The sequence below is a fragment of the Agromyces soli genome (genome assembly GCF_022811605.1).
Classification (GTDB): Bacteria; Actinomycetota; Actinomycetes; order Actinomycetales; family Microbacteriaceae; genus Agromyces; species Agromyces soli.
The window spans coordinates 1,168,350-1,192,711 of sequence record NZ_CP094533.1 but is presented as its reverse complement, the minus strand read 5'-3'; the positions used below and the strand labels follow the sequence as shown (position 1 = coordinate 1,192,711).

Below are 24,362 nucleotides of genomic sequence, written 5' to 3'. Positions count from 1 at the left end.
CGGGACCGAGTTCCCAGAAAGGATCGACTGAGTGGCGAACATGCAGGGTGCGCCGAGCTCGCAGGAGGAGCAGAAGTCGGCGCTCGAACAGTACGGCGTCAACCTGACCGACCTCGCGAAGGCCGGCAAGCTCGACCCGGTCATCGGGCGGGACTCCGAGATCCGGCGGGTGAGCCAGGTGCTCACGCGGCGCACGAAGAACAACCCGGTGCTCATCGGCGAGCCCGGCGTCGGCAAGACCGCCGTGGTCGAGGGCCTCGCCCAGCGCATCGTCGCGGGCGACGTCGCCGAGTCGCTGAAGGACAAGCAGCTCGTCTCGCTCGACATCTCCGCGCTCGTCGCGGGCGCCATGTACCGCGGCCAGTTCGAGGAGCGGCTGAAGGCCGTGCTCAAGGAGATCAACGAGGCCGAGGGCGGCATCATCACCTTCGTCGACGAGCTGCACCTGCTCATGGGGGCCGGCGGCGGCGAAGGCTCCGTCGCGGCGTCCAACATGCTGAAGCCCATGCTCGCCCGCGGCGAGCTGCACCTCATCGGCGCGACCACCCTCGACGAGTACCGCGAGTACATCGAGAAGGACGCGGCCCTCGAGCGCCGCTTCCAGCAGGTCTACGTCGGCGAACCCTCGGTCGAGGACACCATCGCCATCCTCCGCGGGCTCAAGGGCCGCTACGAGGCGCACCACGGCGTCACCATCTCCGACGCGGCGCTCGTCGCGGCGGCATCGCTCTCGAACCGGTACATCACCTCGCGGCAGCTGCCCGACAAGGCGATCGACCTCATCGACGAGGCCATGAGCCGGCTGAAGATGGAGATCGACTCGAGCCCCATCGAGATCGACCAGCTGAAGCGCCAGGTCGACCGCATGAAGCTCGAGGAGCTCGCCCTCAAGAAGGAGAAGGACGACGCCTCCAAGGAGCGCCTCGCGAAGCTCCGCGAGACCCTCGTCGAGCAGGAGCGCGAGCTCGCCGCCCTCGAGGCGCGCTGGGCCCGCGAACGCCAGGGGCTGAACCGCGTCGGCGAGCTGAAGAAGCAGCTCGACGAGGCCGTCACCGAGCGCGACCGCGCCATGCGCGAGGCCGACTACGCGCGCGCCTCGAAGCTCGAGTACGAGACCATCAAGCGCCTCGAGCGCGACCTCGTCGAGGCGGAGCGGGCGGATGCCACGGCCGACGCCAGCGAGGGCCGCATGGTCAACGAGCAGGTCACCGACGAGGACATCGCCGCCGTGATCGCCGCCTGGACCGGCATCCCGGTCGGCCGCCTCATGCAGGGCGAGACCGAGAAGCTGCTGCACCTGGAGCGCGAGCTCGGCAAGCGGCTCATCGGGCAGAAGCCCGCCGTGACCGCGGTCGCCGACGCGGTGCGCCGTTCGCGGGCGGGCATCAACGACCCGAACCGGCCGACCGGCTCGTTCCTCTTCCTCGGGCCCACCGGCGTCGGCAAGACCGAGCTGGCGAAGGCGCTCGCGGAGTTCCTCTTCGACGACGAGCACGCCATGGTGCGCATCGACATGTCGGAGTACGGCGAGAAGCACTCCGTGTCGCGGCTCGTCGGCGCCCCGCCCGGATACGTCGGCTACGACCAGGGCGGGCAGCTGACCGAGGCCGTGCGGCGTCGGCCGTACTCGGTGATCCTCTTCGACGAGGTCGAGAAGGCGCACCCCGAGGTGTTCGACGTGCTGCTGCAGGTGCTCGACGACGGGCGGCTCACCGACGGCCAGGGGCGCACGGTCGACTTCCGCAACACGATCCTGATCCTCACGTCGAACCTGGGCTCGCACTACCTCGTCGACCCCTCGCTCACCTGGGACGAGAAGGAGCAGGCGGTGCTGCAGACCGTGCGGCAGTCGTTCAAGCCCGAGTTCGTGAACCGGCTCGACGACATCGTCGTGTTCTCGGCGCTCAGCCAGCAGGACCTCGGCGAGATCGTGAGCCTCTACATCGACCGGCTCACCGCGCGGCTGCACGAGCGGCGGCTCGAGCTCGGGGTCACGCCCGACGCCCGGGCCTGGCTCGCCGAGCGCGGCTACGACCCGCTGTACGGCGCGCGGCCGCTGCGCCGGCTCATGCAGCGCGAGATCGACGACCGGCTCGCTCGGGCGCTGCTCGACGGCTCGATCCGCGACGGCGACACCGTCGTGGTGGGGCTCGCCGACGACGGCGAGGCGCTGACGGTATCCCGCGCGGAGGCACCCGGGGCTGGGGCTTCGGCGCCCGGTGCCGAGCCCGCCGGTGAGGACGACGTGGTCGAGGCCGAGCTGCTCGACGAGTAGCCCGGGCGTGGCGCCGACGCGAGCAAGTCGGCTCCAGGCATCCCGCTCCCCGCCCGCCAGCGCCACTTCGGCGCCCACGCGCCACTCCAGGTGGCGCAACGACACCGAAGTGGCGCTGGCGGATGCCTCGACGCGGGTGCGGCCCCTCCGCTACGGTGGGCGCATCGGACGCGCTCCGGACGACCCCGGAGCGGCCGCGCTCCAAGGGGGATGGACGCATGACCGAAGAGTTCGAGGCGGGCGGCGCGGTGCTGAACCGCACGCAGGTGAACGTGGTGCGGCTGACCGGCCTCGCCGGCATCATCGGCGGGATCCTGCTGATCATCGTGGCCGTCGTCGCCTGGGTCGGCGTGTCGTCGCAGCTCCGCGCGGAGCACATCGTGATCCCCGACGACGCGCCGATCCTCGCGGGCAAGGTCGTCGACGGACCGATCGACGCGTTCGTGCAGGCCGGGGTCATCGACATGCACGCGCGCGAGATGGCCGACGGCAAGACGTACGCGGAGCTCGATCAGGACGACCCGCTGCGACCCGTCGTCATGAACGCCTCGTTCCTGCGCGCCTCGCTCTTCACCTCGGTGATCTCGTTCGGCATGGCGCTGTTCGCCGGCGGCGCGGGCGTACTGTTCCTGCTGTTCGGCTGGGCGATCCGCACGATGGTGCCGCCCCTGCCGCGCAGCCGCTAGCGCTCGCGCTCGCGCGAGTCGCTCGCCGCCCCCGGGGCCCCGGCGCCGTCGGCCGTCGCGCCGACCGCGACGCCGTTCGCGGCTGGTGACACGCGGCGCTCGAGCGCGATCGCGAGCACGCAGATCGCGACGCAGCCGGCGACCATGACGGCGATGAACCAGCCCGACAGCCCCTCACCGAGCAGCACGCCCGCGGCGATGGGGCCCGTGATCGCACCGCCCTGGAACGCCGCCGAGTTGATCGCGTTGTAGCGGCCGCGATTGCGGTCGCTCGCGAGGTCGTTGTAGATGGCGGGCACCGTCGGCTGCAGCATCGTCTCGCCGAAGGCGAAGACGCCCATGAACGCCAGCACGCCGATCGCCGCCGCGAGCGAGTCGGGCAGCAGGCCGGTGGCCCCGAGCAGCAGCCACGACACCGCCCAGATGAGCGCCATGACCTGCATGACCCGGGTGCGCCGCCGACCGCTGATGAGCCGCAGCACGGTGAACTGCAGCAGCACGATGACCGCGGTGTTGACGGCGAAGGAGAGGCCGACGACCCGCGTCGACACCTCGGACACCTGCCGGGCGAACGCCGGGAAGCCGGCCTCCATCTGCCCGTAGCCGATGAACACCGAGATGAAGGTGAGCAGCGTCAGCCAGAGCACGGCCGGCTGCCGCAGGATGGCCCGGTACCCCGCCACCGGCGCCTCGCCCGGCTCGGGGTCGCCCTGCGTGCGCACCCGGCGCAGCGGCCCGAGCAGCAGCGCCATGGGGATGAGCGTCGACACGGCGTCGACGAGGAAGATCGCGGTGAACGTGCTCGGGTTGTGCACGTCGACGAAGAAGCCGCCGATGATGCCGCCCACCCCGATGCCGAGGTTCACGAGCGCGAAGTTGACGCCGAAGTACTGCTGCCGCACCTCGCCGTCGACGACCGTGGCGATGAGCGCGTTGAAGCCCGGCCAGGAGACGCCGAAGTTCACGCCGATGAGCACCAGGGCGACGGCCGCCACGGCGGGATGGGTCGCGAAGGCGAGCAGCGTGCAGCCCGCGATCATCGCCGCGAGCCCGACGAGCAGCACCCGCTTGGCGCCGTAGCGGTCGATGAGCGTGCCGCCCGGCCCGGTGACGAGGAGCCCGGTGACCGCGATGAGGCTCATCAGCGCCCCGGAGAGCCCGAGGTCGAAGCCGCGCACCTCGTGCAGGTAGATGATCGTGAACGGCAGGGTCATGCCCCGACCGAGCGTCTGGATGGCGACGGTGGACAGCAGCCAGCGCCCCTCGGTGGGCAGGGCCTGCCAGAACGTCTTCATGCCGGTCACCAGAGCATTCTGCCGGAGTCCACCGACATCGCACGGATGCCCCGAGCGCACGAACTGCGGCGCCGGGAAGGGTTCCGGGCGGCGTACCGTTGGAACTGCAGACGCAGCCGTTTCGACGAAGGGAACCCCCATGCCGCTGCAGGGCGAGTACGCACCGAGCACTTCCGAGTGGGCGCGCAAGCAGGCCGAGGCCTTCGAGGCGTCCGAGGGCGCCGAGGCCAACGAGCTGCGCGGCCGACCGATCATCGTGCTCACGACGCTCGGCGCGAAGTCGGGCAAGCTGCGCAAGACGGCGCTCATGCGCGTCGAGCACGACGGCGAGTACGCGGTCGTCGCCTCGCGCGGCGGCGCGCCGGAGCATCCGCAGTGGTACTGGAACCTCAAGGCGCACCCCGAGGTCGAGCTGCAGGACGGCGACGAGAAGCACGATTACGTCGCCCGCGAGGTCGAGGGCGCCGAGCGCGAGCAGTGGTGGGCCCGGGCCAACGAGACCTGGCCCGACTACGCGAACTACCAGACGAAGACCGAGCGGCAGATCCCGGTCTTCGTGCTCAGCCGGGTCTGAGCCGGCACCGCCTCACAGCCCGCGCATCGTGAAGACGCGGGCCAGTGCGGCGCGCGCCGGGGGCAGCGCGAGCAGGCGCACGGCGAGGTTCCGCAGGGCGAGCCGGATGCCTCGGGCCGGCCCGCCCATCGCCATGTTGAACGCCGCCCGGCGGATCGCCCGCGACGCCGCCCGTCGCCGGCGCCGGGCGTAGGCCGCGAACGGCGCCGCGGCCCCCGCGCCCGCCGGGGCACCGCTCGGCGATGCCGCGGCGAGCGCGCCCGCGAGCACCTCGGCGAGCTCCTCCGCGTCGCGGAAGCCGAGGCTCATGCCCTGCCCGCCGATCGGGCTGATCTCGTGCGCGGCGTCGCCGGCGAGCGCGATCCGTTCCACCGCGAAGCGCGCGGCGAGGCGCTGCCGGGCGACGAAGCCGCTCGGCTCGACGTCCCCGGGGAGGCGCACGCCGACCCGCTCCTCGACGATCGCGGCGAACGCTGCGGCATCCGGCCACTCGCTCGCCTGCCCTGGGGCGCTGCCGCGCACCCGGCGTCGGCCCAGGTGCGCCACCCAGCGCAGGCCGCCCGGAATCGGCAGCGCCTCGACGACCCCGCCGCGCTCGAAGCAGAGCCGCGCGTCGGCCGCGCCTCCCACGGCGACCCCGCCCGCCCCGGGACCCGTGACGTCCGCCATCGCATAGCGGGCGCTCCCCCGGCGCAGCCGCCAGGCGATGCCGAGCTCGGCGCGGAGGCGGCTGCGCACCCCGTCCGCGAGCACGGCGTAGTCCGCCGCGAGCTCCGCGCCGTCGAGGAGGCGCACGCGGACCCCCGCCCGCGTCGAGCGCGCGCCGGGGCTCGACTCGATTCCGACCGCCTCGAGGCCGCGCCGCAGCGCCCCCGGCCGCAGCTCGGCGAGCCGCGCCTCGAGCGCCGCCTCGACGAGGTGCTGCGGCACGGAGCGCACCGCGGCGTCGCCGGGGAAGCGCATCCGCCCGAGCACTCGCCCCGCGCACTCGACCGCGCCGCCGACGATCACGACGCCGCTGGCTTCGAGCCGCTCGGCGACCCCGGCCGACTCGAGCACCCGCCAGCCGGGCGCGTGCACCCCGACCGCCTTCGGCCGCGTCGCGATGCGCGCACGCTGCTCGAGCACCACCGGCTCGAGCCCGCGCTGCGCGAGCAGCACCGCGATCAGCAGCCCGACGGGCCCGCCGCCGACGATCACGACATCGCAGCGGGCGAGGGCGTCGTCAGACACGCGAGCGCCCCGCGGCATCCGCCTGCCAGACGAGCTCCAACCGCGCCGGGAACGCCCGGCGCACCCGCCAACCCGCCGGCAGGATCGCCTCGAGCTCGGCCGCGGTGTGGCTGCGCCGGATCGACGTCAGCCCGTCCGCCCGGATGAACGACCCCCGCAGCAGGTTCGCCTCGAACGGCAGCGTGCCCGCCGCGAACGCCGCGTAGGCGAGCCGGCTCCGCTCGATGTCGGCGTGCACGACGGTGCCGCCGAGCTCGGCGAGCCGCTCCGAGTCGGCGAGCAGGGCACCGAACTCGCGGCCGTCGAGGTGATGCAGCACGTGGTTCGAGCAGACGAGGTCGAAGTGCTCGTCCGCGGCGGCGAGCTCGGCGGTCGTCGCGTCGAGCAGGGTCAGCCCCTCGAGGCCCGCCGTTCGCGCGGCCGCGAAGGCGAGCGCGCGCCGATCGGGGTCGATCGCCGTGACCCGCAGCCGCAGACCGTCCGCGGCGGCCCAGCGCAGCCAGAGGGTCGGCAGATCGGCGGCGCCCGTGCCGACGTCGAGCAGGCGCGTGTCGAACACGGGCGAGAGGCGCGGCCGGATCCACCGCAGGTAGCGCTCGCGCGGCGCGGACACCGCCCGGTTCACGGGCGTGAAGCGCGCGTAGGTCTTCGCGAGCGCCGCCTCGTCGCACTCGGGGTCGTCCATCAGCTCCACGGCGTCGGCGTCCCGGCTGCCGAGCTCGCGCCACCAGCCCATCGCCGGCCCGCTCAGCCGGCCACGGTCAGCAGGGCGGACTCGACGGTGAGCCCCGGGCCGAAGGCCATCGCGGCGACGCGCTCCCCCGGCATCGCGGGCCGGGCGGTCGCCTCGCCGCCGGGGCGGGCGGCGTCGGCGCCGTCGAGGATGCGCTGCAGCACGAACAGCACGGTCGCGCTGGACATGTTGCCGTACTCGCGGAGGATGCCTCGCGCGGGTGCCAGTTGCGCCTCGCTCAGCGCGAGCCGCGCCTCCACCTTGTCGAGGATGCTGCGGCCGCCGGGATGGATGGCCCAGTGCTCGACGGCCTCGCTCGAGGCATCCGCGGCGAGCGCGGCAGCGAGCCCGTCCTCCTGCGCGAACAGGGGTTCCAGCGCGCCGGTGATGTGCGCGTCGATGATCGCCGGCACGGCCGTGGAGAGCACCATCTCGAAGCCGTGGTCGCCGATCTTCCACGCCATGTCGCCCTCGCCGACCGGGGTGATCCGGGTGGCGAAGCCGTCGAGCAGGTAGGCCGCCTCGCCCGGCTCCGGCTCCCGGGTGCTGACGATCGCGGCGCCGGCGCCGTCGGCGAAGAGCGAGGAGGCGACGATCGTGTCGGGGTCGTTCGAGGCGCGCAGGTGCAGGGTGCACAGCTCGACCGAGACGACGAGCACGACGGCGTCGGGATCGGCCTCGCACAGCTGGCTCGCCAACCGCAGCGCCGGGATGGCGGCGTAACACCCCATAAAGCCGAGGTGGTAGCGCTGCACGCCGGGATCGAGGCCGAGGTCGCGGGCCAGCACGTAGTCGGGCCCCGGGGCGTAGAAGCCCGTGCAGCTCACCGTGATCACGTGCGTGACGTCGGCGGCGTCGAGGCCGGGCGTCGCGGCGATGGCCGCCGCTCCGGCTTCGAGGTACAGCCGGGTGGCGTGCTCGATGAACAGCTCGTTGCGCGCCTTCGTGCCCGGCAGCAGCAGCTCGCCGCTCGCCGCGTCGTAGAACACCGGGTCGTCGGCCTGCGCGGTGCGTGTCAGCTCGGCGAGCACGGTGTGCCGGGTCTCGATGCCGGACACGTCGAAGCTCGTGGTGACGATGCGCTGGCCCAAGCGGTTGAGCCCGGGTTGCGCGGCGAACACGTCGCGCACCTCGGGCTGCACGAGGACCGTGGCCGGGACGACGGTGGAGAGGCCTCTCAGGGTGGCGCGCATGGTCCGCAGTCTAGGTGGCCGGTCGAACCGGGCACCATGGGGTTGCGCTCCGGTCGGAGGCTCTTCCCAGGCGAGGCATCCGTCAGTAGCGTGAAGGGTGCGGCGACGCCGCCGCACCGATTGCGGCCGCGCCGCGCGACCGCTTGGCATCCGGGGGGATCCATGGCGAACGAGTCCACAGGCAAGCCGGCGTTCTCGGGCAGGATCGCGCTCGACGTGCGCGATGCGGTGGCCGATTGGGCACCGTACGAGCAGCCGAAGGCGCCCGAGGGGGCCCCGAACATCCTGGTCATCCTCTACGACGACACGGGCATGGCCTCGTGGTCGCCGTACGGCGGCCGCATCAACATGCCCACGCTCGACCGGCTCGCCGAGAACGGCCTGACGTACACGCAGTGGCACACGACCGCGCTGTGCTCGCCGACGCGCTCGACGTTCCTGACCGGCCGCAACCACCACGTGAACGGCATGGGCAACATCATGGAGGGCACGAACGGCTTCCCCGGCCTGTCCGGGCACATTCCGGACGAGTGCGCCACCATCGGCCAGGTGCTGCAGCAGAACGGCTACTCGACGTTCTGGGTCGGCAAGAACCACAACGTGCCGGAGGAGGACGTCTCGGCCGGCGGCAGCAAGGCGCAGTGGCCGCTCGCGATGGGCTTCGACCGCTTCTACGGCTTCCTCGGCGGTGAGACGAACAACTGGTACCCCGACCTCGTCGAGGACAACCGCTTCATCGAGCCGCCGTACACCCCGGAGGAGGGCTACCACCTCTCGAAGGACCTCGCCGACCAGACCATCCGGATGATCCGCGACCAGAAGTCCTCGAACCCCTCGAAGCCCTGGTACACGTGGTTCTGCCCCGGCGCGAACCACGCCCCGCACCACGCACCCGAGGAGTACATCGAGAAGTACCGCGGCGCGTTCGACGACGGCTACGACGCCTACCGCACCTGGGTGCTGGATCGGATGATCGAGCGCGGCATCCTGCCCGAGGGCACGGAGCTGACCCCGTTCAATCCGATGCCGGAGGACCAGGCCAACCCGGCCGACTGGGTGAAGCCGTGGGCCGAGCTCTCGGCCGAGGAGCAGCGGCTCTTCAGCCGCATGGCCGAGGTCTTCGCGGGCTTCAGCGAGTACACCGACGCGCAGATCGGGCGCGTGGTCGATTACCTCGAGGCATCCGGGCAGCTCGACAACACGCTCATCTTCTACTGCGCCGACAACGGCGCGTCCGGCGAGGGCTCGCCCGACGGCTCGGTGAACGAGAACAAGTTCTTCAACGGTTTCCCCGACGACCTCGCCGAGAACCTCGCGAAGATCGACGTGCTCGGCGGGCCCGAGACGTACAACCACTACCCGACCGGCTGGGCGGCGGCATTCTCGACGCCGTTCCAGATGTTCAAGCGGTACTCGCAGTTCTCGGGTGGCACGTGCGACCCGATGATCGTGCACTGGCCCGCCGGCATCCGTGCGAAGGGGGAGGTGCGCCACCAGTACCACCACTCGACCGACGTGGTCGCGACGATCCTCGACGTCATCGGCATCGAGTTCCCGAGCGTGTTCCGCGGCGTCGAGCAGCGCCCGCTCGACGGGGTCTCGATGAAGTACAGCTTCGACGCGGCCCCCGACGCTCCGACCGAGAAGCAGGTGCAGTACTACGCGATGCTCGGCACGCGCGGCATCTGGAAGGACGGCTGGAAGGCGGCCGCCATCCATGCCCCGTTGACCGGGCACGGCCGCTTCGACGAGGACCGCTGGGAGCTCTACCACGTGGACGTCGACCGCTCGGAGTCGACGGACCTCGCCGCCGAGCACCCCGAGAAGCTGCAGGAGCTCATCGACGCCTGGTTCGCCGAGGCCGAGAAGAACTTCGTGCTGCCGCTCGACGACCGTTCGGCCCGCGATCAGCTCACGATCGAGCGCCCGCAGGCCGAGCCGCCGCGCACCCGCTACGTCTACTACCCGGACACGGGCGCCGTGCCGGAGAGCGTGGCGGTGAACGTACGCGGCCGCTCGTTCAAGATCATCGCGGACGTGCGCGTCGAGGCGGGCACGAAGGGCGTGATCTTCGCGCACGGCTCGCGCTTCGGCGGGCACTCCCTGTTCCTGAAGGACGGCAAGCTGCACTACGTGTACAACTTCCTCGGCATCCCGCCGGAGCAGCATTTCGTCTCGGAGGCCCTGGAGCCCGGCGACCACGCGCTCGGCATGGAGTTCGTGCGCGAGTCGGCCGGCGAGCACGGCGAGTCGATCGGCACCTGCAAGCTCTACGTCGACGACCAGGTCGTCGCGGAGGGGCCGATGCGCGCGCAGGTGGGCAAGTTCACGCTGTGCGGCGACGGGCTCTGCGTCGGCTACGACAGCGCGGATGCCGTGAGCAGCGAGTACACGAACCCGTTCCCGTTCGAGGGCGGCGTGCTGCTCGGCGTCGCGGTCGACGTGAGCGAGGAGCAGTACCTCGACCTCGAGCTCGAGGCCCTCGCCGCACTCGCCCGCGAGTGATCACCGCCTGAACACCGAGTTGCCCGACTTTCATGAAAGTCGGGCAACTCGGTATTCAACGCAGGGTTGCCCGACTTTCATGAAAGTCGGGCAACTCGCGTGTGCGGGGCGTCAGGCGCCGAGGAGCTTGGCCTTCGCCGCCGCGAACTCCTCCGGCGTGATGAGCCCCTGCTGCTGCAGCGTCGCGAGCTTCTGCAGCTCGCCGACGAGGTCCGCACCGGGAGCGGCGGCCCCCGCGGGTGCCGCTGCCTGGGCTGCGGGCGCCTGCGCGGCCGCAGCCTGCGCCGCAGCCTGCTGCATCGCCTCCTGCTGCTGGGCGGCCTGGTACTGCTCGGCCTCGTACTGCTCCTGCGCCTTCTCCTGCTGGCGCCGGGCCATGCCGCCCGACACCGCCGTCGCGGTGCCGGCGACGACCGCGGTGCGCGCCGCGAGGCCGATGAGGCCCGGGCGTCCGACTCGCCTGATGAACGGCATCGCCGCCTCCTACTCCGCCTCGGTGCTCGCCTCGGCGAGCACCTGGTTCACGACCGGCGCGGGGATCCGCACCGACTCCAGCACGACGCCGCCCGCCTCCGCGAAGCGCGAGGCGAGCCGCTTGGCCCACACGAGCTCGACCGCGAGCAGCACCGCCGAGGTGCCGCGCTCGATCGTCTCGGCGAACTCTGCGACGTCGTCGTGCCCGACGAGCCCGCTCGCGGGCAGTTCGAGCGCCGTCACGTCGAGCTCGTCGCCGAGGTCCTCGATCTCGATCGCCTCGAGGCCGCCGTCCTGATCGCGCGAGACGAGCAGCGCGTCGAGCAACCGGATCTGGCCGGCCTCCACGAGCTCCGCCAGCGCGTCGAGCGTGCCGGCCGAGGGCCGCTCGTTCTGCAGTGCCACGACCACGATCTCGACCGGGCCGTACTCGAATTCCGCCATGAATCCCCCCTTTTGTCCGTGAGCCTAGGCCCGCTCGCGTTCGGGCGGAACCCCCGAGAGCCGGCGCAGCACGCCGGCGCCCGGGTCGGGTTCCACGAGCAGCGCCCGCACGAGCAGCGTGAGCGGAATGCAGAGGATCGCTCCGATCGGCCCGATGACGAGGGCCCAGAACACGACCGAGAAGAACGTCAGCGTGAGGCTGAGCCCCACGGCGTCGCTCACGAACTTCGGCTGCACGAGCACCTGCAGCACCACGTTGATGACGCTGTACGCGAGCACCACGACGAGCGCGAGCGGCCAGCCACCGACGACGAGCGCGAGCACCGCGGGCGGGATCACGCCGATCACGAAACCGATGTTCGGGATGAAGTTCGTGACGAAGGCGAGGATCGCCCACACGAGCGGCGCCGGCACGCCGAGCGCCCAGAGCAGCAGGCCGTCGAGCACCGCGACCACGGCGCCGAAGCTCGCGTTCACGACGTAGTAGCGGCGCACCCCGGTGAAGTAGCGGCCCGCGATGCCCTCGCCCTGCCCGCCGCCGAAGACCGCCCCGCCGCGGCGGAAGCCCGAGGCGTCCGCCGCCATGAAGATCACGTACGCGAGCACGAAGAAGAACGCGGTCGCGAAGCCGAGCACCGCATCGGCGATGGCGGCCGCGATCGGCACGAGCGTCTCGGGGTGCAGGGCGGATGCCGCGGCGGAGGCCGTGGCATCCGTCGCGCCCAGCGACTCGAGCCAGCCGGCGATCTCCGTCGCGGTGCGCTGCAGCTCGTCGGCGTAGTCCGGCAGCATCGCGACGAACTGAGCCGAGGCGACGATGAGCAGCGCGGCGAGCGCCGCGAGGATCAGGTAGGCGACCACGATCACCGCGGTCGTCGCGAGCCAGCTCGGCCAACCTCGGCGTTCGAGCGGGAAGCGCACGGGGTGCGCGATGATCACGACCACCGCGGCGACCGCGGCGGGCGCGAGCACGTCGCGGGCGAACCAGACCCCGGCGAACACGACGACCGCCGCCGCGAGGGTGAGCAGCACGCGCGTGCCGTGCGCGAGCCCGCGGTCGGCCATCAGAACTGCCCGATGCCCTTGCCGATCAGGACCACGCCGATGACGAGCAGCAGCACGGCCATGACGGTCGCGTTGTTGTGCACGAGCCAGTGCCGCAGCGACTCGAGCGGGCCCGCCATCCTCGCCGAGGCGACGAGGTAGGCGATGACCGGCACCGCGACCGAGCAGGCGGCGATGACCGTGAAGATCACGATCGCGAGCGTCGACTCGCCGCCGCTCAGCCCGCCCGTGCCGATCGCGACGCCCGCGGCGACGGCCATCAGCAGGTTCTTCGGGTTCACCGCGGAGAGCAGGAAACCGAGCCCCGCCCCCTTCACGGCGGTGAGCTGATCGATCGCCGACATCCACTTCGGCATCGGCGGTTCGGCGTCGCCCTTCGGCCGCGAGCGCCACTGCTTCACCGCGAGCAGGAGCAGCAGCACGCCGAGCACGATCTGAATGGTGCCGGCGATCGGCTTCGAGGCGTCGGGGTCGGAGGCCGGAATGATCGAGCCGAGCAGGGTGAACACGACGACCGCGACGACGATGCCGAGGACCCAGCCGAGCAGGAAGCCGACGCTCGTGCCCTTCGCCTTCGGCGAGAGCAGCATCAGGATGGCCGCGATGATCGGGATCGGGCTGATTGCGATGCCCAGCGCGAGCGGCAGGATGCCGCCGATGACCCCGTTCATGCGAGCGACTCCTTCACGAGCTCGGGCAGTCGCCAGCTGCCGTCGAACCAGGGCTCGAGCGGGCCGTAGAGCCGCAGCATCGGGAACCAGCTCTTGCCCGGCGCCGTCTGGATCCAGTTCGACTCGCGCCCCTCGGGCGCCGTCGGGCCGAACCAGAGCACGTAGCTGCCGTCCTCCTCCGCCTGCAGGGTGCCGTCGAGGCTCGAGAGCGCCGGGTACGGCGTCGCGGGCACCTGCAGCAGCGAGCGGGTCTGCGTGTCGTACAGGTCGATCGACCAGAAGTTCTTGGCGGGCGGGTCGGCGGGGATGCGGAGCGAGTACGTCGCCCCGCCGTCGAGCACGTGCCCCTCGCCGTCCTCCGCGGTGTAGGCGTAGGCCGAACCCGCGCCGACCTGCGCGTGCGCCATCGCCGGGGTGATCACGGTGGCGAAGTAGTGGAACTGCGTGCGGGCGTCGAGGAGGCGGGCGCCGTTGCGCAGGAACTCGAAGCTGCCGCCGACGAAGGCGTTCTTCCAGGAGACGCCCTCCCAGAAGAAGGCGGCCGGATCGCGCGGCTTGTAGACGAGTGCGCGCGCGATCGCGGCGCCGAGCTTCGCGCCCCGGTCGAGGAGGTCGAGCCGGTGCGCGTCGGGGGCGAAGGGCTGCCCGTGCACGATGCCGAGGGCGGCGAGCTGGCCCGCGCGTTCCACGTCGAGCGCCTCGACCGGCTCCTCCTGCACGAGCTCGTCGATCTCGCGGAAGAAGTCCGCGTCGTTCGAGTGCACCGTGTTGATCTTCGCGTCGGCGATGTTCACGAAGACGTTCTCGCGCGGGGCGTCGGCCTCGGAGAGCGGGTAGATGCGGGTCTGCTTCATCGCCGGCACGCCGCCGAGCGCGCGCAGCACGACCCAGTTCGTGTACGTCGGGCTCTCGAAGGTGAAGTACCCCTCGGGCCGCTCCCCGTCGTAGCCGGGCGGCAGGAAGAGGTACTTGCCGCCGGCCCCGCGGTCGGGTCCCGGGATGCCCATATCGGCGACGTAGCGGAACCAGAAGTCGTCGACAACGCAAAGCGATTCGGGCGGCGCCTCGATCACGGTCGGCCCCCAGGCGCGGAGGTCGAGGAACGTCGTGCCGTAGGTCGTCTCGGTGTTCGGCGTGAGGTACAGGCCGCCCGAGTTCCCCCGCGGGTCGGTGATGCCGATGATCTCCGGGCTCGTGAGGCCCGCCACGCGCAGGCCGCGGCGCAGGGCGACGAGCGAGGCGCCAGGCACGGCATTCAGGAACGCCTCCGCGGCGCGCATCAGATCGAGGCCGTCGTAGAGCGTCGCGACGCTCGCATCGCGCGGCACGCCGTCGAACAGCTCGATCTTCCCGAACGGCGTGTCGAGGCCGTCGGGCGTGCTCACCCGCTCGATCGCCTCGGCGAGCTCCTGCTCGCTCATGCTCGTCGCTTCCTGCTGCGTTCCCATTTGGTCCCCCCGGTCCCTCTCCTGGTCTCGATGACGACGGCTCAGGCGCCGCCGTGCTCGGTGGTGCCGTGCACCGTCTCCCCGGCGCCCGGCGCCGCCGCTCCGGCGAGCGCCGCGAGCGCCGCACGGTTGGTCTCGTAGCTCGCCCGGTCGCCCAGCAGGCCGAGGTGGTCGAGCCGCGCCTTCGCGTCCGGGCGCACCCGGCTGAAACTGAGGTCGATGCGCTCGCGTTCGAGCCAGACGAGCAGCGCCTCGAAGCTCTCCGCGCCGGTCACGTCGACGTCGGTGACCGCCTCCATGTCGACGACGAGGTGGCGCACCGGCCCGTTCCCGGCGGCCCGCGCACGTTCGACCGCCCGCTTCACCGCGTCGCTGAACACCGAGCCGTTCGCGAAGAACAGCGGCGCCGCGAGCCGCACCACGACGACGCCCGGCGCGGTGACCTGTCCCTTTGGCGCCTCGTCGAGCAGCGAGTCGCTGGGTTCGCCGCTCGACGCGAGCACGTCGATCGCGGGGTTCGCGGCGCGCTTGGCGAGGTTCACGAGCGCGAGCACGAAGGCGACGACGATGCCGGGGATGGAGCCGATGAAGAGCGTCACGAGGAAGCACACGGCGCCGACGATGAACTCGAAGCGATCGGCCTTCCACAGCCCGATGAAGTCGCGGATGCCGAGCAGCGGCAGGATCGCGACGCCGACGATCGCCCCGATCGCCGGGCTCGGGATGTCGGCGAGCAGCGCCGTGCCGAACAGGAGGAGCAGCAGCGTGCCGACCGCGAGCACGAGCGAGGGCAGCTGGGTGCGCGAGCCCGCCTGGTCCATCGCGGCCGTGCGGGACGTCGAGGAGCCGACGGCGAAGCTGCCCGAGGCGCCGGCGGCGAGGTTGCCGAGGCCGAAGGCGAAGAGGTCGCGGTTCGGGTTCGTCGGGTACCCGCGCTTCTCGCCGTAGGAGCGCGAGACGAGCAGCCCCTCGGCCGTCGTCACGAGCGTGAGCGCGATCGCCGAGGGGATCAGCATGAGCCACGTCGTCCAGTCGAGGACGGGCCAGGTCAGCGCTGGCGGGCCGGCGGGCACCTCGCCGAGCACCGAGACGCCCGCGTCGTCGAGGCTCGCGAGCACGACCACGACGGTCGCCACGACGAGCACGACGAGCGCCCACGGCACGGCGGGCAGGAAGCGCTTGCCCGCGAGCAGCACGAGGACCGACAGCACGGCGATCGCGAGCGAGATGAGGTTCGTCGTACCAAGGCCGGTCACGAGCCCGGCGACCTTGTCGACGAACTCGCCGCCGGAGTCGATCTTCACGCCGAGCATCTTCGCGATCTGGCTGACCAGGATGTCGAGGGCGAGGCCGCCGACGAAGCCGACGAGGATCGGCTTGGAGAGGAAGTTCGCGAGGAAGCCGAGCTTGAAGACCGCGAGCAGCAGGAACATGATGCCGCAGAGCACCGCCTGCGCGAGGGCGAGGGTCGCGTAGTCGTCGCTGCCGGCGACCGCCAGCCCGCCGATGGAGCTCGCAACGAGGGCGGCGGCCGCGGCATCCGGCGATGCGATCAGCTGCCGGCTCGAGACGGTGAGCGCGTAGACGATCGTCGGCACGATGAGCGCGTAGAGCCCCGCCGTCGCCGGCAGCCCCGCGATCTGCGCGTAGCCGATGTTCAGCGGGATGGCGATGGCGATGAGCGTCACGCCCGCGACGAGCTCGCGGACGAGGTTGCGCCGCGTGAGCCCGGCCAGCGGTCGTTGCACGTGATCCCCCCTCACGACGCCGCCGGGGCGGCCTCTGCATCGGGGTCCGAACGTTCGCGCGGATGCACGACGAGCTCGGGCGCCTTCGTGACGATCAGCCAGACCGGCAGCACGATCACGCACAACAGTGGCAGAACCAGGGGGTCCCCGACCAGAGCGACGCCGACGAAGATCGCGATCCAGCCGTCCTTCGTCGCCGCGAGCACGATGCCGAGCGCCCCGCAGGCGATCGCCAGCGACATCGGCACCCCGGGGATCAGCGCGTAGCCGAGCAGGCCCAGCGCGACCCCGATGAAGACCGCGGGGAAGATCCGGCCGCCACGGAATCCGGCGGCGGCGGCGATCACCAGCGCGATGATCTTGATGCCGGCGAAGAGCGCGAGCTGGGCCGGCGCATAGCGCTCGGGATGCTCGATGAGCTCGCCGGTCTGCTCGAGCCCCTTGAAGAGCGTCATCGGCCCGCCGATCATGCCGAGCACGCCGAGCGCGAGCCCGCCGAGCGTCGTATAGAGCAGCGGATGCCGCAGCGAGTGGAACGCCCGATGCACGATGGGCAGCAGCCACGCGGCGAGGACGCCGGCGAGCGCGGAGGCCGCGGCGATGACGAGCCCGGTGAGCACGAAGACCGGTTCGACCTCGCCCATCGGTGTCACGCTGAACGAGATCGAGGAGCCGCCGAGCAGGTGCATGGTGACGGCCCCGGCGCCCGCCGCGGCGAGCGGCAGGAAGAGCTTGTCCCAGAGCGCTCCGCCGGCCTTCACGGCAGCCACCGTGCCGGTCAGCACGAGCGCCGCCGCGACGGGGGTGCCGAACAGCGCGCCGATGGTCGCGGAGACGGCGAGCAGCACGACGAGCTGCTGCGGCACGGCCTTCGTGAGCCGCGCGAGCACGGTGACCGCGAGGGCCGTGTTGATCGCGATGATCGGGTTCTCCGGGCCGAGGCTCACGCCGCCCGCGAGGCTCAGCGTCACCGCGACGAGCAGTCCGGGCACGACGAGGATCGGCATCGGCGGCGCGTCGAGCTCCGTCGTCGCCGAGTCGACGCCCGCGTGGCCCGGGGCGAACTGCACCACGAGGCCGACGGCCGCGCCGGTCGCGGTCAGCACGACGAGGATCCACCAGGGCGTCGCCGCGTCGGCACCGAAGACCCCGGGCAAGGCCTCCCACAGCACGGTGTGCAGCTGCTCGGCGAGGAGGTCGACGAGCCAGAGCACGACCGCGGACGCCACGCCGATGACGAGCGCGGGGATCGAGAGCAGCAGGAGCTGGCGCACCGTGGGCGAGCCCGGTGCCCCGGCGGCGGGGGTGACCTGCATGCTCGGTTCCTTCCGATCGCGCCGATCAGATCTCGAACGGCGGGGTGAGCGGCGCGGCGGGCGGATCGCTCGTCACGGTCACGGGGATGCCTCGGCCCGCGAACGCGTCGGCGAGCGCGTCGACGACGGCGGAGCTGACGGCGGTGCCGTGCTTGGGATGGTGCCAGAAGCGCACCCGGTAGATCTGGCGCTCGGGCGAACGGCTGCGGCTCAGCACGTCGACGTGTTCGCGCTGGTGCACCCCGTCGACGGCGCGCACGGCCTCGGCGATGGCCTCCGGCATCCCGTCCGCGGCCCCGCCGACGCGCACCTCGACCTCGCTTCGCCTGGCGCCGTGGGCGCTCTCGTTCACGAGCGGCTGCTGCAGCACGGCGCCGTTCGGCAGGTGCACGAGCCGGCCGTCGAAGGTCTTCACGACGACCGCGCGGCCATTGAGCTCGACGACCTCGCCCTCGACATCGTCGCTCGTGAGCACGTCGCCCACTTCGATCGGCCGGCGGGTCTGCAGCACGACGCCGGCGGCGAAGTTGTCGGCGATGCCGCGCAGCACGAGCACGAGCACGACGCCGACGATGAGCGCGACGGCGAGCAGCGGCTGCACGGAGGCGCCGAGGAAGCCGAGGGCGACTCCGACGCCGAGCAGGATGATCGCGTACACGACGATGCGGACGATCGCGGTCTTCACGGCCTCGCCGAGCGACGGCAGCCGCACGAGCAGTCGGGTGAGGCCGCGGCGGGCGAGCCGGGAGAGGATCCAGCCGGCGACGAGGGAGAGCGCGGCGAAGAGCAGGCTCCAGCCGTCGATGTCGAGCGACGCGACCCACTCCGCCATGCGATCCCCCTTGCGGCCGAGCGTAGCGCCTGGGAAGGACTACTGACACGACACGCCGCGGCGCGCTATGGTGCAGACGGAAGCATCATCCGGGGGGAACGCGGCGCAGCCGCGATGCGAGCCCGAAAGCGACCTCCGGCCGCCCTTGCGGTCGCGATCCTCGAATCGGAAGGGCTCACTCATGAGTTTCTGGCAGAGCTTCTGGGACATCATCTGGTGGACCATCTGGATCTTCGCGTTCTTCGCGTACCTCTGGGCGGTCATCGCGATCATCACCGACCTGTTCCGCGACCACAAGCTCAACGGCTGGTGGAAGGCGCTCTGGATCATCTTCCTGCTCTTCTTCCCATTCGTGACGGCGCTGATCTACCTGATCGCCCGCGGCCGCGGCATGGCCGAGCGCGCGCAGAAGGACGCCGTGCAGGCGCAGCAGGCCACGGCCGAGTACATCCGCCAGGCCGCCGGCACCTCGGCGAGCCCTGCCGACGAGATCGCCAAGGCGAAGGCGCTGCTCGACTCGGGCACCATCACGCAGCAGGAGTACGACCTCCTCAAGGCGAAGGCGCTCGCCCACCAGGGCTGATCTCGCTCTACGACGGGGTCGGATGCCGCTCGGCATCCGACCCCGTCGTCGTCCGCAGGCGGGTGGTCGCCGCTTCGGCGAGGAGAGTCGCGTCATCCGCCGACTGGTCGCCTGAACTCCGTCCGGCTGCGCCGCGAACACCGCACATAGCCGGAAAACCTGGCAGTACGCTGAGCACATCTGGCATCCCAATTCTCCGGCTCGGCTACGTTGCCCGCTATGAACCCGATACATTCATTGCCAGTGCGCGCACTCGTCGCGCTACTCGCCCTGGTCGCCCTGCTCGCCTCGCTGTCGGTGCTGCCCGCGGCGTCGGCGCGCGCTGACGACGCCGTCGAGGGCTACCCGCGCCTCGGCGCGAGCAGCGAGTCCCGAATGGGCCATCAGATCGCGTGGAACGGCTCGCGGGCGTTCCCGCAGCTGTTCGCGCTCTACTCCCGCCCCGGCGACCAGCCCGACCTCTTCGCCTATTGCATCGAGGTACTCGTCCCCGCCGGCTTCGGCGACGGCCTCGCCGTCGGCGGCTGGGACACCTTCCCCGGCGACAACCGGTTCGCCACCGACGAGCGGGTGCGCGAGCAGGTCTCGTGGGTCATCGCGAACTCGTACCCGACCCAGTCGTTGTCCGAGTACGCGGCGGCCACCGGCCTCCCCGGCCTCACTCGCGAAGAGGCGATCACCGGCACGCAGGTGGCGATCTGGCAACTCACGGATGCCGCGCCCGCTCCCGCCGCCTTCGAGTATCGCGGCCTCTCGACGCGGGGCGGGATCGATACGACCTCCCCCGCCGCGCAGCGGGTGCAAGCGCTCGTCGACCATCTCACGGGTGACGAGAACGTCGGCCTCGCCGAGTCGGTGCTGCCCGAGCTCGCCCTCGATCCCGCAGTGCAGCAGGGCGATGCCGGGAGCCTCGTCGGCCCCGTGACGATCACCGCCTCTCCGGGCGAGCTCCTGCTCAGCAACTCGTCGGACGACGCGATCGTCACGGCCGACGGGACGCCGGTCGACCCGGCTGCTCCGCCGCGCGACACGGCGCTGTTCCTCGAGGTGCCCGCCGACGCTCCCGCAGGATCGGCCACACTGACCGCACGGCTCACCGGCGCCACGCACGAGGGGCTCCTGCTGAGCTCGGCCGATCCGGCCGTGCGCCGGCAGACCTTGATCATCGCCGACAGCGGGCACAGCTCGGTCGAGGCGAGCGCCGCGCTGTCCTGGCTCGGCGGCCACACCCCGCCCGAGCGCCCCGAGGAGCCGGGCACCCCGTCGACGCCGCCGACGCCGGCCGGCCCCGGAACCCCGGTGACGCCCGGCACGCCGTCGACGCCCGGCACGCCCGAGCACCCCGCGCCGGTTCCCCGTGCGACGGACGCCGCACCGGTCGCGAACACCGACGGCCGGCTCGCGGAGACGGGCGCAGCCCCGCTCCTCCCGGCGCTCGGAGCGGTCGGGCTCTTCGCCGCGGGCAGTCTGATGATGCTGATCCGTCGACTCCGCCGGCGCCGGCACGAACTGGCCTGATCACGTTCGAGGGGCGGGCCGGCCTGCGGTCCCGCCCCTCGAACCGGCGTTCAGCCCCTCGGGGACGCCACGTTCGGCTCGAGCGCGGAGGCTTCGTCGACCGCGACTCCACCCGCCGCGCCCGCCGTGCGGAGGAAGACGATGATCCAGCTGAAGATCAGGCACGCCGCGACGAGCTCGACCGCGGTGAGGTTGTAGTAGCCGGTGGCGAAGAACACCGCCATCACCACGATCACGACGACGTAGACGTAGCCGAGGCCGACGAACACCCGCGGCACCGTGCGGATGAGCCAGGGCAGGAAGACGACGATCGCCGCGAAGCAGACCGCCATGCCCGTCGCCACCGTGTTGTGCAGCAGGAAGAAGCGGTCGACGGGGAAGATCCCGACGCAGGCGAGGAACACGCCGATGAGGATGAGGCCGATCCGCACGAGGTCGCGCCCGCGCCGGTCCGGCGGGTTGCCGGCGGGCAGCGTCGCCGTCGCGTACCGCGCGATGATCGTGACGATCGCACCGGCGACGATGAGCGTGAGGTTGAACGCCATCGCCGAGACGTCGTTCGTCATGCCGAGCGCCGAGAGGTTCTCCTTCCACCAGTGCGGATCGCTCGCGGAGAGCATGCTCGTAAGCGCACCGACGACGAGGAACACGGCGAGCACGAGCGAGAGCAGCATCGGCGTCATCCGTGCCGCCGAGAGGAAGCAGATGTACCCCGTCAGCGCCATCGCGACCGCGGCGAGCGCCGCTCCCGGCAGGGTGAACACGACCGCGTCGCGGAAGCAGAACTCGAGCACCGTGGCGAGCGCGAACCAGCTGAGCAGGGCGATGGCGCCGTGCGCGATCGCGAGGGCGGTGACGTCGAACCAGTGCAGGCGGGCGCCGGGCACCGACAGCCCCTGCCCGATCTCCCGCCGGAGCGCCGGGTTCGCCGTGCGCCGCACGAGCACCCGGCCGAGTACGAAGGCGACGACCGCGACGACCGCTCCGGCGATGCCGACGAACTCGCCGAGCGAGCCCTGCCCGCCGGCGATGGGGAGATCCCGGCCCCAGAAGACGGCGAGCGAGACGAGGCCGCCGACGACGAAGAACGCGCTGCCGGCGAGCAGGGCCACCGACTCGAGCGACTCGGCGCTCTCGGCCGGGTGCCGCAGCGCGGCGCGGAGCGAGACGGGATCGTCGTGTTCCGTGGGCACCGCTCCGGCCGGATGCTCCTGCGTCGTGCTCATGGCGCCTCCCCCGCGGCGCGCCCGACCACCGGTCGCGCTCGGCACCACTCTAGGGCGAGGTCGCGCGGCGGCGGTGGAATCCGATCACGACGCGCGCACCGAGCAGTAGCAGGCCGGCGCCGCCGAGCAGCACTCCGATGAGCGCCGGGCCGAGCGTCTCCGGCCCGGTCTCGGGCAGGTGCGGACGGAACCGCGCCGCATTCGGCGAGGCCAGCCACGGTCCGACGCCCGCCGCGTTCGCCGCGGCCACCTCGGCGACGACGTCCACCCCGTCGGCGACGCCCGTGAACGTCTGCGGGCTGGGGGCACCGAGCACCACGCGCTCCTCGAGCGGTTCGCCGACCGCCGTCTTCAACCTGACGACGTACGACTCGACCCCTGGCTGCGTGTCGGTCCAGCCAACCTCGACTCGGCGGTCGCCCTCCGTCAGGCTCACCTGCTGGACCGCGGCCGGGAGGCCGGCGACCGGGCCGACGACGATCCGGCCGGTCAGGTTGTCGAAGCCGATCGAGCGGCCGACGAAGAAGACGTTGCCGGTGTTGAAGTAGGGGCCGCTCGCCGCGAGCGCCGCGGCATCCGCATCGGCATCCGCCTCCCCGCTCGGCGGCGGGGTCGGCTGGTACAGCCCGGCGGCGCGATAGCCGTCGGCGACCGTCCGCGTCCAGAACGGCAGCTGGCCGGGCACCGCGAAGGAGATCGGCGTGCCCGCGTTCAGGTGCGCGATCTCCTCGTCGCCGCCGCCCGGGAACGGCGTCGGCGAGGGAACCGGCGTCGCCCACGCCCCGAAGTCGCCCATCAGCACCGAGCCGCGCTCCCCGGAGTCGACGGTCGTGGGCAGGCAGTTCATGGTCGTGTCGATCGACCAGCAGCTCTCGACCTGCTTCGCGTACATCGGGTGATCGCTGCCCGGGTAGTCGCCGCCGCCCGTCAGCGCGGGCTGGAAGACGGCATCCGCCTCGCCCGCGAGGGGTGCGCCGAGCGTCAGCGTGCCGATCCGCTCCCCCGGCACGGTGGGGGCGTGCTCGATGCGGATGGTGTGGCCGTCGCCGGCGCCGTCGGGCAGCTGGGCGATCGCCGACCACCAGGGATATGGCGTCTCGCCGCCATCGCCCCAGGTGCGGAGCCCCTGGCTCACGCCGAGGATGCCGTCGAGGCCGTCGTCCCCGCCCAGGCAGTCGACGGGTTCGCAGCGATGGGCGAGCACGAACGGCAGTCGCGCGGGCGGCGTGCCGCCGATCGTGACGTCGGCGAGCGCGACGTGCCCGAAGACGTGCGCGCCGTTGTAGTCCGGATCCGCGACGACCTCGGTGCGCTCGACCGTCGTGTCGCCCTCGAGGCGGTTCGGATAGACGACGAGCCCCTCCGAGCCGGTATCGAGCAGCAGCGTGAGCGTGCGCTCGCCCACCTGCACCTCGACGGCGGGCAGGAAGGTTCCCCCGCGGAGCGACTCGGCGACGATCGGCACCTCGCCGGGTTCGACGAGCGGTTCGGCGGCGAGCGCCGCCGTCGACGCGCTGGTCGCGGCCGCGCCGACGAGCACCGCCCCCGCGGCGGCCAGGGCCGCCGTCCTCAGCATCCGTCCGCGCATGCCCGTCCCCCGTCGTCGCGATGGTCGCGACGCGATCCCGAGACGCCGCGTACGCACCCTACCCATGCGCGGCACGCCCGCGGAAGGCCCGGGGGGCTTCGCCCGTCAGTCGTGGGGAAGCTCAGGCATCCATCGGGTCGAGGATCTCCAGCATCGAGCCCTGCACGAAGCCCGCCCACTCGTAGGCCGCACGCAGGTAGTCGTCGCGCTCCTCGTCCTCGGCGTAGCCGCCGTCGTCCGTGACGCCGACGCGCTCGGCGAGGATCAGACGCAGGTCGGTGAGGAAGGTCAGCCAGCCCCACGCCTCCGACTCGTCGAGCTCGATCTCGACGAGGTCGCGGCCGTCGCTGACGTCGGTGGCGTCGCGCACCGACTGCGCCGCCTGCCGCTTGCCGTCGACGAGGCTGCCGCGGGTGTACCGTTCGAACTCGCCCGCCGCCTCGACATCGTCGGGGTACGCGTTCGGCAGCAGCCGGTCGATCGCCGGGTCCTCGCCGGAGCCGAGGAGCAGCACCGAGTCGACCTGGTCGGCGAGCTCGGAGAGCAGCATCGCCTCCTCGGCCTCGAGCACGAGCCGGACGCCCTCGCCGCTGCGACCCGCGACGATCACGGTTCCGCCCTCGCGACCGTCGCCTGCAGGCCGTAGCCGTGCATGGCCTGCACGTGCCGTTCCATCGCCTCGCGGTTGCCGGTGGCGACCACGGCCTTGCCGGTCGTGTGCACGAGCAGCATCAACCGTTCGGCCTCCTCGCGGGAGTAGCCGAAGTAGCTGCGGAACACGTAGCTCACGTAGCTCATCAGGTTCACCGGGTCGTCCCACACGATGGCGCGCCAGGACCGCGCGGCGCCCTCGCGGGTGGCGCGGTCGAGGTCGACGTCGAACTCGACGTCGGTGGCTTCGAGGATCCCGGTCACGCCTCCAGCCTGACACGATGCCGCCGGGCGCGCACCCCCG

At 72.0% G+C, this 24,362-nt stretch carries 22 protein-coding genes; 6 read left to right on the top strand and 16 right to left on the bottom strand.

The window, feature by feature from the left end:
• The first annotated feature begins 40 nt into the window (after positions 1–40).
• On the top strand, positions 41–2,275 hold the full coding sequence (locus MTP13_RS05680; protein ID WP_243570927.1) for an ATP-dependent Clp protease ATP-binding subunit: 2,235 nt from the start codon (positions 41–43) through the stop codon (positions 2,273–2,275).
• Between the two features lie 218 nt (positions 2,276–2,493).
• Positions 2,494–2,961, top strand: coding sequence for an aromatic ring-opening dioxygenase LigA (locus tag MTP13_RS05675; RefSeq protein ID WP_243570113.1), 468 nt, complete (start codon positions 2,494–2,496; stop codon positions 2,959–2,961).
• Here the strand turns inward: MTP13_RS05675 and MTP13_RS05670 are convergent.
• Positions 2,958–4,256, bottom strand: coding sequence for an MFS transporter (locus MTP13_RS05670; protein ID WP_243570926.1), 1,299 nt, complete (start codon positions 4,254–4,256; stop codon positions 2,958–2,960). The two genes, MTP13_RS05675 and MTP13_RS05670, sit on opposite strands and share 4 nt — an antisense overlap.
• 139 nt (positions 4,257–4,395) lie before the next feature.
• Between MTP13_RS05670 and MTP13_RS05665 the strand changes: the two genes are divergently transcribed.
• A complete protein-coding gene (locus MTP13_RS05665) occupies positions 4,396–4,830 on the top strand; it encodes a nitroreductase family deazaflavin-dependent oxidoreductase (RefSeq protein ID WP_243570112.1) in 435 nt (144 codons plus the stop codon).
• A gap of 12 nt (positions 4,831–4,842) precedes the next feature.
• On the opposite strand, the gene MTP13_RS05660 is transcribed toward MTP13_RS05665, so the two are convergent.
• From MTP13_RS05660 to MTP13_RS05650, 3 genes are read right to left on the bottom strand one after another with little or no spacing between them, the layout of a single operon-like run.
• Positions 4,843–6,063 carry an FAD-dependent oxidoreductase gene (locus tag MTP13_RS05660; protein WP_243570111.1) on the bottom strand — a complete coding sequence of 407 codons (1,221 nt, stop codon included), beginning with the start codon at positions 6,061–6,063 and terminating at the stop codon, positions 4,843–4,845.
• Positions 6,056–6,799, bottom strand: a complete 744-nt coding sequence (locus MTP13_RS05655) for a methyltransferase domain-containing protein (RefSeq protein ID WP_243570110.1) — start codon at positions 6,797–6,799, stop codon at positions 6,056–6,058. Before MTP13_RS05655 ends, MTP13_RS05660 begins: the two co-directional genes overlap by 8 nt.
• 11 nt (positions 6,800–6,810) lie before the next feature.
• Positions 6,811–7,989: a type III polyketide synthase gene (locus MTP13_RS05650; RefSeq protein ID WP_243570109.1), complete on the bottom strand. Its 1,179-nt coding sequence runs from the start codon at positions 7,987–7,989 to the stop codon at positions 6,811–6,813.
• A gap of 162 nt (positions 7,990–8,151) precedes the next feature.
• Here MTP13_RS05650 and MTP13_RS05645 point away from each other — a divergent pair, with 162 nt between their 5' ends.
• Positions 8,152–10,494, top strand: coding sequence for an arylsulfatase (locus tag MTP13_RS05645; protein WP_243570108.1), 2,343 nt, complete (start codon positions 8,152–8,154; stop codon positions 10,492–10,494).
• A 111-nt stretch (positions 10,495–10,605) separates the two neighbouring features.
• Here MTP13_RS05645 and MTP13_RS05640 read toward each other — a convergent pair whose 3' ends face one another.
• The 8 genes from MTP13_RS05640 to MTP13_RS05605 all read right to left on the bottom strand — a co-directional run bounded on the left by MTP13_RS05640 (position 10,606) and on the right by MTP13_RS05605 (position 18,492).
• The gene (locus MTP13_RS05640; protein ID WP_243570107.1) at positions 10,606–10,968 is read right to left on the bottom strand and encodes an SHOCT domain-containing protein; all 363 of its coding nucleotides are present in this window, start codon (positions 10,966–10,968) and stop codon (positions 10,606–10,608) included.
• Between the two features lie 9 nt (positions 10,969–10,977).
• Positions 10,978–11,412: a DUF6325 family protein gene (locus MTP13_RS05635; RefSeq protein ID WP_243570106.1), complete on the bottom strand. Its 435-nt coding sequence runs from the start codon at positions 11,410–11,412 to the stop codon at positions 10,978–10,980.
• A gap of 24 nt (positions 11,413–11,436) precedes the next feature.
• Positions 11,437–12,477, bottom strand: coding sequence for an AI-2E family transporter (locus MTP13_RS05630; RefSeq protein WP_243570105.1), 1,041 nt, complete (start codon positions 12,475–12,477; stop codon positions 11,437–11,439).
• Complete coding sequence (locus MTP13_RS05625) at positions 12,477–13,148, bottom strand: GAP family protein (RefSeq protein WP_243570104.1); 672 nt, start codon at positions 13,146–13,148, stop codon at positions 12,477–12,479. The genes MTP13_RS05630 and MTP13_RS05625 overlap by 1 nt, the downstream gene beginning before the upstream one ends.
• Entirely contained in the window at positions 13,145–14,569 is a 1,425-nt protein-coding gene (locus MTP13_RS05620; protein ID WP_243570103.1) for a DUF1254 domain-containing protein, read from the bottom strand. The genes MTP13_RS05625 and MTP13_RS05620 overlap by 4 nt, the downstream gene beginning before the upstream one ends.
• A gap of 68 nt (positions 14,570–14,637) precedes the next feature.
• A complete protein-coding gene (locus tag MTP13_RS05615) occupies positions 14,638–16,344 on the bottom strand; it encodes a SulP family inorganic anion transporter (protein WP_243570102.1) in 1,707 nt (568 codons plus the stop codon).
• 11 nt (positions 16,345–16,355) lie between these two features.
• Positions 16,356–17,660, bottom strand: coding sequence for an ion channel protein (locus MTP13_RS05610; RefSeq protein WP_243570101.1), 1,305 nt, complete (start codon positions 17,658–17,660; stop codon positions 16,356–16,358).
• 25 nt (positions 17,661–17,685) lie between these two features.
• Positions 17,686–18,492, bottom strand: coding sequence for a mechanosensitive ion channel family protein (locus tag MTP13_RS05605; RefSeq protein ID WP_243570100.1), 807 nt, complete (start codon positions 18,490–18,492; stop codon positions 17,686–17,688).
• A 181-nt stretch (positions 18,493–18,673) separates the two neighbouring features.
• On the opposite strand from MTP13_RS05605, the gene MTP13_RS05600 reads away from it, so the two are divergent.
• A complete protein-coding gene (locus MTP13_RS05600) occupies positions 18,674–19,075 on the top strand; it encodes an SHOCT domain-containing protein (protein ID WP_189084125.1) in 402 nt (133 codons plus the stop codon).
• Positions 19,076–19,318: 243 nt separating this feature from the next.
• Positions 19,319–20,593: a Cys-Gln thioester bond-forming surface protein gene (locus MTP13_RS05595; RefSeq protein WP_243570099.1), complete on the top strand. Its 1,275-nt coding sequence runs from the start codon at positions 19,319–19,321 to the stop codon at positions 20,591–20,593.
• A gap of 50 nt (positions 20,594–20,643) precedes the next feature.
• Here the strand turns inward: MTP13_RS05595 and MTP13_RS05590 are convergent, their stop codons facing one another.
• The 4 genes from MTP13_RS05590 to clpS all read right to left on the bottom strand — a co-directional run bounded on the left by MTP13_RS05590 (position 20,644) and on the right by clpS (position 24,322).
• Positions 20,644–21,819 (bottom strand): DUF998 domain-containing protein, encoded by a 1,176-nt coding sequence (locus tag MTP13_RS05590; protein WP_243570098.1) that lies wholly within the window; start codon positions 21,817–21,819, stop codon positions 20,644–20,646.
• 49 nt (positions 21,820–21,868) lie between these two features.
• Positions 21,869–23,395, bottom strand: coding sequence for a pepsin/retropepsin-like aspartic protease family protein (locus MTP13_RS05585; protein WP_243570097.1), 1,527 nt, complete (start codon positions 23,393–23,395; stop codon positions 21,869–21,871).
• 133 nt (positions 23,396–23,528) lie between these two features.
• On the bottom strand, positions 23,529–24,017 hold the full coding sequence (locus tag MTP13_RS05580) for a DUF2017 family protein (RefSeq protein ID WP_243570096.1): 489 nt from the start codon (positions 24,015–24,017) through the stop codon (positions 23,529–23,531).
• Complete coding sequence (gene clpS / locus MTP13_RS05575; RefSeq protein WP_230765391.1) at positions 24,014–24,322, bottom strand: ATP-dependent Clp protease adapter ClpS; 309 nt, start codon at positions 24,320–24,322, stop codon at positions 24,014–24,016. The genes MTP13_RS05580 and clpS overlap by 4 nt, the downstream gene beginning before the upstream one ends.
• Positions 24,323–24,362 lie beyond the last annotated feature (40 nt).

Coding starts and splice junctions, on each gene's coding strand:
- MTP13_RS05610 (WP_243570101.1), bottom strand. CDS start 17,660: ATGCAGGTCACCCCCGCCGCCGGGGCACCGGGCTCGCCCACGGTGCGC.
- MTP13_RS05670 (WP_243570926.1), bottom strand. CDS start 4,256: ATGAAGACGTTCTGGCAGGCCCTGCCCACCGAGGGGCGCTGGCTGCTG.
- MTP13_RS05680 (WP_243570927.1), top strand. CDS start 41: ATGCAGGGTGCGCCGAGCTCGCAGGAGGAGCAGAAGTCGGCGCTCGAA.
- MTP13_RS05650 (WP_243570109.1), bottom strand. CDS start 7,989: ATGCGCGCCACCCTGAGAGGCCTCTCCACCGTCGTCCCGGCCACGGTC.
- MTP13_RS05630 (WP_243570105.1), bottom strand. CDS start 12,477: ATGGCCGACCGCGGGCTCGCGCACGGCACGCGCGTGCTGCTCACCCTC.
- MTP13_RS05655 (WP_243570110.1), bottom strand. CDS start 6,799: ATGGGCTGGTGGCGCGAGCTCGGCAGCCGGGACGCCGACGCCGTGGAG.
- MTP13_RS05640 (WP_243570107.1), bottom strand. CDS start 10,968: ATGCCGTTCATCAGGCGAGTCGGACGCCCGGGCCTCATCGGCCTCGCG.
- MTP13_RS05675 (WP_243570113.1), top strand. CDS start 2,494: ATGACCGAAGAGTTCGAGGCGGGCGGCGCGGTGCTGAACCGCACGCAG.
- MTP13_RS05665 (WP_243570112.1), top strand. CDS start 4,396: ATGCCGCTGCAGGGCGAGTACGCACCGAGCACTTCCGAGTGGGCGCGC.
- MTP13_RS05585 (WP_243570097.1), bottom strand. CDS start 23,395: ATGCTGAGGACGGCGGCCCTGGCCGCCGCGGGGGCGGTGCTCGTCGGC.
- MTP13_RS05620 (WP_243570103.1), bottom strand. CDS start 14,569: ATGAGCGAGCAGGAGCTCGCCGAGGCGATCGAGCGGGTGAGCACGCCC.
- MTP13_RS05635 (WP_243570106.1), bottom strand. CDS start 11,412: ATGGCGGAATTCGAGTACGGCCCGGTCGAGATCGTGGTCGTGGCACTG.
- MTP13_RS05645 (WP_243570108.1), top strand. CDS start 8,152: ATGGCGAACGAGTCCACAGGCAAGCCGGCGTTCTCGGGCAGGATCGCG.
- MTP13_RS05625 (WP_243570104.1), bottom strand. CDS start 13,148: ATGAACGGGGTCATCGGCGGCATCCTGCCGCTCGCGCTGGGCATCGCA.
- MTP13_RS05590 (WP_243570098.1), bottom strand. CDS start 21,819: ATGAGCACGACGCAGGAGCATCCGGCCGGAGCGGTGCCCACGGAACAC.
- MTP13_RS05600 (WP_189084125.1), top strand. CDS start 18,674: ATGAGTTTCTGGCAGAGCTTCTGGGACATCATCTGGTGGACCATCTGG.
- MTP13_RS05605 (WP_243570100.1), bottom strand. CDS start 18,492: ATGGCGGAGTGGGTCGCGTCGCTCGACATCGACGGCTGGAGCCTGCTC.